1 protein-coding gene and 1 pseudogene are annotated in these 2057 nt (G+C 61.0%); one reads left to right on the top strand and one right to left on the bottom strand.

All coding sequences use genetic code 11. The features are described from left to right. Window positions 1–392: 392 nt before the first annotated feature. Window positions 393–1409 carry an IS110 family transposase gene (locus EJI01_RS28210; RefSeq protein WP_126840395.1) on the bottom strand — a complete coding sequence of 339 codons (1017 nt, stop codon included), beginning with the start codon at window positions 1407–1409 and terminating at the stop codon, window positions 393–395. 123 nt (window positions 1410–1532) lie between these two features. On the opposite strand from EJI01_RS28210, the pseudogene EJI01_RS28205 reads away from it, so the two are divergent. Further along, window positions 1533–1963, top strand: a pseudogene (locus EJI01_RS28205) (transposase); the annotation flags it as partial. Window positions 1964–2057: the final 94 nt, after the last annotated feature.

Genomic DNA, 2057 nt, shown 5'->3' with positions numbered 1-2057 from the left:
GGATGAAGGCCCTACAAGGGCTTCCCTCAGTTTGTCAAACGCCGATCCACCGCGTCGGACCGGAATGATCGAACGCGTCGGCTGAATAGCTCCTGAGAACCTCAGCACCGACTGCTGCTGCTTTTTGAGTTCAAGGTATGCGGACGGCAAGACTACAAACGGACATTGTTGCTGCACTCGTTGGCAGCGGTCCCTGATGAAAGACGCGCGCCGGGGTCTCCATTCACATCTCGGCTATCAGGGCAAGAGCCCGGGCCTTCATTCGAGAACTCCCCAGCGCAGGTCCAACCTTTTCACTCATCAACAACGGCACAACACGCGATGCCAAGTTCGATTCCAACAACGCCGTGTGTTTTCCGGCGACGCCCATTCTCTCTGTCTGCTACGTCTGGCTATGCAGGAACTTTGAAGGCCTCTCCCATCCGAAGTGCCGCCCAGCACATCCGGGCGTTCTTGGACGCAATGGCAACGACAGCGCGCCAGTACCCGCGGCGCTCTTGCACTTTGATAGCCCAGCGACTCACCGGATCTGATTTGCTTGCGGCCACATTCAACACCGTTCTTGCCCCTAGGATCAGCAAGCTACGCAGATAGCTGTCCCCAGCCTTTGTTATTCGCCCCAGCCTCGCTTTTCCCCCCGAACTGTGCTGGCCGGGTGTCAAGCCCAACCAAGCGCTGAACTGGCTGGAGCTCTTGAATTCAAGCCCGTTGCCCACGCTGGCAACTATGGCCGATGCCGTCGTGGCACCGATGCCAGCGAGTTGCATCAATCGGCGGGCCTTGTCATCATGCTGGGCCATATGCCTGACATGTGTGTCGTACTCGGCGATGCGCCCATCCAGCCGGGTGAGCTCGCTCAGCAGGTCACCAATGACGATGTTGCACCAGCCAGGCAGATCCTCCAATACCTTGTGCGCTTCTCTGCGCACCGTAGTAGGTTGGAGCGGCAGAACGATTCCGAGCTCACTGAGCAGGCCGCGAATTCGGTTGATGACAGCGGTGCGCTCCTGCACGAATCCCTGGCGTGCCCGGTGTACAAATAGCTCTGCTTGCTGATCGATGCTTTTGATGGGTACGAATCGCATTTGGGGCCGCGTGACTGCCTCGCAGATCGCCGCAGCGTCGTTTGCATCGTTCTTGCCGCGCTTTCCCGCCATCCTGTAGGGAGCCACAAATTTCGGCGCCATCAGGCGCACCGTATGACCGAATTTCTCGAACTCTCGCGCCCAATGGTGAGCGCCGGAACACGCCTCCATCCCGATCACGCAAGGTGGCAGTGAAGCGATGACCTCCACGAGTTTGTTGCGCCGCACCTCAGGGCGAACCAGTGCCGGCTTGCCGGCTTCATCCACGCCGTGGACGGCGAACACATTCTTGGCAAGATCGATGCCGAGGGTCAAAATGGCCATGGACTTCCCCTTCCGAGTGAGTTGATGAGGTGTTGACTTCCCATCGTGGCACTTGGATGCCGTTTGCCGCAACGCCCAAGGGGCAATCTGCGGATAGCTCGGGACGGGGAAGTCCCTTTCATTCACATCGGCGTGGACGCCGCCTCGGGCCTGGTGCACACGGTCGTTGGCACGGCGGCCAACGTCAATGACCTCAACGTCGCTGGACAACTGCTGCACGGCGAAGAGCACGCGGCCTTCGGCGATGCGGGCTATCAGGGCGTGCACAAGCGACCCGAGGCCGCGGGTCCGACGTGGCACGTGGCCATGCGCCCGGCCTGCGCAGGAAGCTCAACCCGTTCATCGAGCCGGAGTTCATCGCCGAGCGTGTGGAGAAGATGAAGGCGAGCATCCGCGCCAAGGTCGAGCACCCGTTCCGCGTGCTCAAGCGCCAGTTCGGCTTCACCAAGGTGCGCTACCGAGGCTTAGCGAAGAACACGGCGCAGCTCGTCACGCTGTTCGCGCTGTCGAACCTGTGGATGGCGCGCCGGCAATTGCTGGAGGCCCAGGGATGAGTGCGTCCGCGGCGCAGCGAATGCGCCAGAAGTGGCCTCAAGCCGCCGCGCCCAGCAACCATCGGAACGAGAAACAACGCTCCGGGTGGCGTGT

The sequence above is a fragment of the Variovorax sp. MHTC-1 genome, from assembly GCF_003984645.1.
Taxonomy (GTDB): Bacteria; Pseudomonadota; Gammaproteobacteria; order Burkholderiales; family Burkholderiaceae_C; genus Variovorax.
The sequence above is the reverse complement of the archived record's forward strand: the minus strand, read 5'-3'. Positions and strand labels throughout refer to the sequence as shown.

What these genes read in the sequence shown, in the direction of transcription:
- EJI01_RS28210 (WP_126840395.1), bottom strand. Translation starts at nt 1,409, where the DNA reads ATGGCCATTTTGACCCTCGGCATCGATCTTGCCAAGAATGTGTTCGCC.